Annotated in this window: 6 protein-coding genes; 4 read left to right on the top strand and 2 right to left on the bottom strand. The window is 60.8% G+C overall.

The window, feature by feature from the left end; translation table 11 throughout:
• Positions 1–218: 218 nt before the first annotated feature.
• The gene (locus tag AC5PZ0_RS27515; RefSeq protein ID WP_027594988.1) at positions 219–1,712 is read right to left on the bottom strand and encodes a CoA-acylating methylmalonate-semialdehyde dehydrogenase; all 1,494 of its coding nucleotides are present in this window, start codon (positions 1,710–1,712) and stop codon (positions 219–221) included.
• Between the two features lie 73 nt (positions 1,713–1,785).
• Positions 1,786–3,132, bottom strand: a complete 1,347-nt coding sequence (gene aptA / locus AC5PZ0_RS27510; protein WP_027594987.1) for an omega-aminotransferase AptA — start codon at positions 3,130–3,132, stop codon at positions 1,786–1,788.
• 118 nt (positions 3,133–3,250) lie between these two features.
• Here aptA and AC5PZ0_RS27505 point away from each other — a divergent pair, with 118 nt between their 5' ends.
• The 4 genes from AC5PZ0_RS27505 to AC5PZ0_RS27490 all read left to right on the top strand — a co-directional run bounded on the left by AC5PZ0_RS27505 (position 3,251) and on the right by AC5PZ0_RS27490 (position 6,590).
• Complete coding sequence (locus AC5PZ0_RS27505) at positions 3,251–4,168, top strand: LysR family transcriptional regulator (RefSeq protein WP_099428266.1); 918 nt, start codon at positions 3,251–3,253, stop codon at positions 4,166–4,168.
• Between the two features lie 90 nt (positions 4,169–4,258).
• Entirely contained in the window at positions 4,259–4,921 is a 663-nt protein-coding gene (locus tag AC5PZ0_RS27500) for a TetR/AcrR family transcriptional regulator (RefSeq protein WP_493856151.1), read from the top strand.
• Positions 4,922–4,930: 9 nt separating this feature from the next.
• Complete coding sequence (locus tag AC5PZ0_RS27495) at positions 4,931–5,515, top strand: IMPACT family protein (protein WP_027594984.1); 585 nt, start codon at positions 4,931–4,933, stop codon at positions 5,513–5,515.
• Positions 5,516–5,903: 388 nt separating this feature from the next.
• Positions 5,904–6,590 carry an SDR family oxidoreductase gene (locus AC5PZ0_RS27490; RefSeq protein WP_027594983.1) on the top strand — a complete coding sequence of 229 codons (687 nt, stop codon included), beginning with the start codon at positions 5,904–5,906 and terminating at the stop codon, positions 6,588–6,590.
• Positions 6,591–6,642 lie beyond the last annotated feature (52 nt).

The following is a 6,642-nucleotide window of genomic DNA, read 5'->3' as shown; positions in this document are numbered from 1 at the left end:
ATTTCAACCGCTGACGATCTTTCGATCGAAGCCCTCTCAACACTACCTGAATCGATTAACTCGTTGATACTCAAGGAGTTTCTCGTTCCAATCACGCTGGAAGTGGGGCGCATTATAAGGGGATTCGAAACCCCGTCAACCTTTAATTCCAAGAAACCTTAATAAAGCTGAAAAACAAAGCGGGGAGGCCTTCCGGCCTCCCCGCTTTTGTTCATGCTTTAAAGGCTAGGGAACGCAAACTGCGATGCCTCATGGCTGGCCCGCTGCGGCCAGCGCTGGGTGATCGCCTTGCGACGGGTATAGAAACGCACCCCATCCGGGCCATAAGCATGCAGGTCGCCGAACAGCGAACGCTTCCAACCGCCGAAGCTGTGGTACGCCACCGGCACCGGCAACGGCACGTTCACACCGACCATGCCCACTTCGATCTCGTCACAGAACAAGCGCGCCGCCTCGCCGTCACGGGTAAAGATGCAGGTGCCGTTGCCATATTCGTGATCGTTGATCAGCTGCATGGCCTGCTCCAGGCTGTTAACCCGGACCACGCACAGCACAGGGCCGAAGATCTCTTCTTTATAGATGCGCATCTGCGGGGTCACCTTGTCGAACAGGGTGCCGCCCACGAAGTAGCCATCTTCATTACCTGCAACGCGCAAGCCACGGCCATCCACCACCAGCTTGGCGCCAGCAGCCACACCGTCGTCGATGTAGCCAACCACCTTGTCGCGGGCAGCAGCGGTAACCAGCGGGCCCATGTCCAGGCCACACGAAGTACCGGCACCAATCTTCAGCGCCTTTATCTGCGGCTCCAGCTTGGCGATCAGTGCATCGGCAACCTGGTCACCCACGCACACCGCCACCGAAATCGCCATGCAGCGCTCACCGCACGAACCATAAGCTGCACCCATCAGCGCGCTGACAGCGTTGTCCAGGTCGGCATCGGGCATCAGCACGGCATGGTTCTTCGCACCGCCCAGCGCCTGTACGCGTTTGCCGCGCTTAGTGCCCTCGGCGTAGATGTACTCAGCAATCGGGGTCGAGCCGACGAAGCTCAGCGCTTTCACTTCCGGAGCCTCGATCAGCGCGTCCACAGCTTCCTTGTCGCCATGCACCACGTTGAGGATGCCTTTAGGCAGGCCGGCTTCCAGCAGCAGTTGGGCAATGTACAAGGTCGAGCTCGGGTCACGCTCGGACGGTTTCAGGATAAAGGCGTTACCGCAGGCAATGGCCAGCGGGTACATCCACAGCGGGACCATGGCCGGGAAGTTGAACGGGGTAATACCGGCGACCACACCCAGCGGCTGGAAGTCGGACCAGGCGTCGATGTTCGGGCCAACGTTACGGCTGTACTCGCCCTTGAGCACTTCAGGTGCCGCACAGGCGAACTCGACGTTCTCGATACCACGCTTCAGCTCGCCTGCAGCGTCTTCCAGGGTCTTGCCATGCTCTTCGCTGATCATCTGCGAGATGCGGGCTTCGTTCTGCTCCAGCAGTTGCTTGAAGCGGAACATCACCTGGGCACGTTTGGCCGGCGGCGTATTGCGCCAGGCCGGGAAGGCAGCCTTGGCCGAATCGATGGCTTCCTGAACGGTCGCACGGCTGGCCAGTTCGACCTTGCGTACGGCCTGGCCAGTGGACGGGTTGAAGACATCGGCGGTGCGCTCACCCTTGGTAACCAGCTCGCCGTTGATCAGGTGTTGAACAATGCTCATGCAAAACTCCAGATAAAGAGGGGTGACACAAGCGCGTGATCACTTCACGCGCTTGCCATCAAAATCGCAACGATCAATCGATCTGGTTCAGGGTCTCGCCCACCGCGTCGAACAGCCGGTCCAGTTCCTGCGGTTGGGTATTGAAGGTAGGGCCAAACTGCAGGGTGTCGCCACCGAAGCGCACATAGAAGCCGGCCTTCCACAACTTCATCGCCACTTCATAAGGGCGCACGATCGCATCGCCGTCGCGGGCAGCAATCTGGATCGCGCCGGCCAGGCCATAGTTACGGATATCGACGACGTTCTTCGTGCCTTTAACCCCGTGCAGCAGTTTCTCGAAGTGCGGCGACAGCTCGGCCGCAGCCTGCACCAGGCTTTCCTTCTGCAGCAGGTCCAGTGCGGCGATGCCGGCGGCACAGGCCACTGGGTGGGCCGAATAGGTATAGCCGTGGGGGAACTCCACCGCGTATTCCGGCGTCGGCTGATTCATGAAGGTTTGATAGATCTCGGTACTGGCAATGACCGCCCCCATCGGGATGGCGCCGTTGGTGACCTGCTTGGCGATGCACATCAGGTCTGGCGTCACGCCGAAGGCTTCAGCCCCGGTCATCGCGCCCATACGGCCGAAGCCGGTGATCACTTCGTCGAAGATCAGCAGGATGTTGTGCTGGGTGCAGATCTCGCGCAGGCGCTTGAGGTAGCCCTTCGGTGGCGGCAGAACACCCGCCGAGCCCGCCAGCGGTTCGACAATCACCGCGGCGATGTTCGAGGCGTCATGCAGCTCGATCAGCTTGAGCATTTCGTCGGCCAGGGCAATGCCGCCCTCCTCTGGCAAGCCCTTGGAGAACGCGTTCACCGGCAGCACGGTGTGAGGCAGGTGGTCGACGTCCAGCAGCTGGCCGAACATCTTGCGGTTACCGTTCACGCCACCCAAGCTGGTGCCGGCGATGTTCACGCCATGGTAGCCACGGGCACGGCCGATGATCTTGGTCTTGGTCGCCTGGCCTTTCAGGCGCCAGTACGCACGGACCATCTTCAGCGCGGTATCAGCGCACTCGGAACCGGAGTTGGTATAGAAGACGTGGTTCAGATCGCCCGGGGTCAGCGCGGTGATCTTTTCAGCCAGCTGGAACGACAGCGGGTGGCCGAACTGGAAGGCCGGGGAGTAATCCAGGGTACCGACCTGACGGGCTACGGCCTCGGTGATTTCCTTACGGGTATGCCCGGCGCCGCAGGTCCACAAGCCAGACAGGGCGTCGAAGATCCTGCGCCCCTTGTCATCCACAAGGTAGTTACCTTCCGCCGCCACGATCAGGCGTGGGTCGCGATGGAAATTGCGGTTGGCGGTGTAAGGCATCCAGTGGGCATCCAGCTTGAGCTGGCTGGCGATATCGGTGGGAGCGGTTTCCGGCATGTTCATCGGCGGTTCCTCGAAAGACGATTAGGCAACGATGGATCTTGTTGCGGCTAAATTGGCACGGCGATAAAGTCTGAAAAAGCCTGCTTTTCTAATCTTCAGATAGGGCAACACTAAACTAATGAGCCGACGCCCCGACCCACTCGCCCAAGTCAGCGATTTTGACATTCGCCTGTTGAAGATCTACCGCAGCGTCGTCGAGTGCGGCGGCTTCTCGGCAGCCGAAAACGTGCTCGGGATCGGCCGCTCGGCCATCAGCCAACAGATGAACGACCTGGAGCAACGGCTCGGCCTGCGCCTGTGCCAGCGTGGCCGAGCCGGTTTCTCACTGACCGAGGAAGGCCGCGAGGTCTACCATTCGGCCTTGCAGTTGCTCAGTGCCCTGGAAAGCTTCCGCACTGAGGTCAACGGGCTGCACCAGCACTTGCGTGGCGAGTTGAACATCGGCCTGACCGACAACCTGGTGACCTTGCCGCACATGCGCATCACCCACGCGCTTGCCGAGCTCAAGGACCGCGGCCCAGATGTGCGTATCAACATCCGCATGATCGCGCCCAGCCAAGTCGAGCACGGTGTTCTCGACGGCAGCCTGCATGTCGGCGTAGTGCCGCAGACCATCGCCCTTTCAGGCCTTGAATACCAACCGCTGTATAGCGAGCGTTCGCTGCTCTATTGCGCAGTAGGCCACCCGCTGTTCTATGCCGACGACCAACAGATAGACGACGACCGGCTCAACAGCCAAGAGGCCATCACCCCCACCTTCCGCTTGCCCGCCGATATCCAGGCCCATTACCAGGCGCTGCATTGCACGGCCAGCGCGTCGGACCGCGAAGGCATGGCATTCCTCATCCTGACGGGGCGCTACATCGGCTACCTGCCCGACCACTACGCCAGTTTCTGGGTGCAGCAAGGCCGGCTGCGTGCCCTCAAGCCCCGGCAGCGCTTCTATGACTTGAGCCTGAGCTGGGTGACGCGCAAAGGGCGGCGGCCGAACCTGGTGCTCGAGAGCTTCCTGGATAGCCTGGCTGCGACACGCTGATGCCTGTCTCTGACGCAAACGCTTGTCACTTCGGCGTAGGCAGGTAATCTTGTCCGACAGCCGCTGCCACTGACCCGTACGGAATCGTCCATGACCCTTGAAGTCCCAGCGCATCGCCTCTCCGCCTCGGGCAAGCCCGCCGGCCGCATCCGCCAGAAAAACGAACAGGCCATCATCCAGGCCGCCGAAGATGAATTCGCCCGCCATGGTTTCAAGGGCACCAGCATGAACACCATCGCGCTGAAGGCAGGGTTGCCCAAGGCCAACCTGCATTATTACTTCACCAACAAGCTGGGCCTGTACATTGCCGTGCTCAGCAACATCATCGAGTTGTGGGACAGCACCTTCAACGCCTTGAGCGTCGAGGACGACCCGGGCGAGGCACTGAGCCAGTACATTCGGACCAAGATGGAGTTCTCGCGGCGCAACCCGCAAGCCTCGCGCATTTTCGCCATGGAAGTGATCAGCGGCGGCAATTGCCTGAACGAGTACTTCAGCGCCGACTACCGCGAGTGGTTCCGTGGCCGGGCCTCAGTGTTCCAGGCCTGGATCGAAGCAGGCAAGATGGACCCGGTCGACCCGGTGCACCTGATTTTCCTGCTCTGGGGCAGCACCCAGCACTATGCCGACTTCGCCACGCAGATCTGCCAGGTCACCGGCCGCAGCCGCCTGACCAAGCAAGACATGGAAGACGCGAGCAGCAACCTTATCCACATCATTCTCAAGGGGTGCGGCATCAAGCCGAGTGCCTGACAGCCATTTATGCCTTCTACCCTGCTCGACCTCTGCGAGTTTCGTGAAGAAATCCGCAAAAGCCGCTTCATCACCCTCGCCGGCCCAATCACCAGTGCTGCCGAGGCGATGAGCTTCATCGAACGCCACAGCGACCTGGCGGCCACCCACAACTGCTGGGCGTGGAAGCTTGGCGGGCAATACCGCAGCAATGATGACGGCGAACCGGGCGGCACCGCCGGGCGCCCTATTCTGGCCGCCATCGAAGCGCAAGACTGCGACCAGGTGGTGGTGCTGGTGATCCGCTGGTACGGCGGCATCCAGCTGGGTACCGGTGGCCTGGCCAGGGCCTATGGCGGTGGCGCCAACAAATGCCTGCAACAGGCGCCCAAGCGGGTGCTGGTGCAGCGCAGCGAATACACCTGCAGTTGCAGCTTCAGCGAACTGGCCTTGGTAAAGCTGCGCCTGGCGGACGTCGACGGCCTGGTGCTGGATGAACAGTTCACGGCCAATGGCGTTGACCTGCACATCGCGGTCGGTGAAGCCCACCTGGCCCCCTTGCGCCAGCAACTGGCCGACCTGAGCCGTGGGCGCATCCTGCTGGAAGCGCGCTGAATAACTGTTCGCACGCGCTGAACATTGCTCACAAGAACTGTGGGCCTGCCTGTGGATAAGCTTGGGGCACTCTCTTGCAGCCCATTGGTTTCAAGGCCCCCAGAGCTTTGATCATATTTTGATCACTATTTGATGACAGTCGCAAATAGCTGAAACCTCGAGAGTTATCCCCAAACCCTGGAAGTGTTACGCACTGGGCATTGCGCTCGGCTTGCACACAATAACTGTGGAACAGCCTGTGGATAACCCGTTAGCCAACAGGCGAAGCGCCCGTCTACAAGCGGCCTGGCGCCATTGATCATTTTTTGACCAGCTGCAGCGCAGGCACAGTTAGCGACTCTGCAGTATGCTCAAATACTTTTTCCTATACCGATAAAGGAATGTTCCTATGGCTAACTCAAGAACGGCCCTCATCATCGGCGCCTCACGCGGCCTTGGCCTGGGGCTGGTGCAACGCCTGCAAGAAGATGGCTGGAACGTCATCGCCACTGTGCGTGACCCGCAAAAGGCCGGTGCCCTGGCCAACGTTCCCGGTGTGCGCATCGAACAGCTGGAGATGAACGACACCGCTCAGCTCGATGGTTTGAAGCAACGCCTACAAGGCGAAGTGTTCGACCTGGTATTCGTCAACGCGGGCGTCATGGGGCCGCTGCCACAAGACCTGGAAAGCGTCCGCAACCAGGACATCGGCGACCTGTTCATGACCAACGCCGTGGCCCCCATCCGCGTCGCCCGCCGCTTGGTTGGCCAGGTGCGCGAAGGCAGCGGCGTGCTGGCCTTCATGAGCTCGATCCTGGGCAGCGTGACAATCCCGGACGGCGGTGAGGTCTGCCTGTACAAAGCCAGCAAGGCGGCCCTGAACTCGATGATCAACAGCTTCGTCGTCGAACAACAGCGCCCCGGCCTCTGCGTGCTGGCCATGCACCCCGGCTGGGTGAAGACCGACATGGGCGGCGAAAATGCCGAGATCGACGTGCTGACCAGCACCCGCGGCATGCTCGAACAGATCAAGGCGCAAAGCGGTAATGGCGGCCTGCGCTTCATCAACTACAAAGGTGAGCCGCTGATCTGGTGAATTGAAAGCCGCGTGGCGAGGCAGTAGACTCGATGCCTCGCCCCCGTGGCGG

The sequence above is a fragment of the Pseudomonas sp. 5.2 genome (assembly GCF_059025405.1).
The sequence above is the reverse complement of the archived record's forward strand: the minus strand, read 5'-3'. Positions and strand labels throughout refer to the sequence as shown.

What these genes read in the sequence shown, in the direction of transcription:
- AC5PZ0_RS27515 (WP_027594988.1), bottom strand. Translation starts at nt 1,712, where the DNA reads ATGAGCATTGTTCAACACCTGATCAACGGCGAGCTGGTTACCAAGGGT.
- aptA (WP_027594987.1), bottom strand. Translation starts at nt 3,132, where the DNA reads ATGAACATGCCGGAAACCGCTCCCACCGATATCGCCAGCCAGCTCAAG.
- AC5PZ0_RS27505 (WP_099428266.1), top strand. Translation starts at nt 3,251, where the DNA reads ATGAGCCGACGCCCCGACCCACTCGCCCAAGTCAGCGATTTTGACATT.
- AC5PZ0_RS27500 (WP_493856151.1), top strand. Translation starts at nt 4,259, where the DNA reads ATGACCCTTGAAGTCCCAGCGCATCGCCTCTCCGCCTCGGGCAAGCCC.
- AC5PZ0_RS27495 (WP_027594984.1), top strand. Translation starts at nt 4,931, where the DNA reads ATGCCTTCTACCCTGCTCGACCTCTGCGAGTTTCGTGAAGAAATCCGC.
- AC5PZ0_RS27490 (WP_027594983.1), top strand. Translation starts at nt 5,904, where the DNA reads ATGGCTAACTCAAGAACGGCCCTCATCATCGGCGCCTCACGCGGCCTT.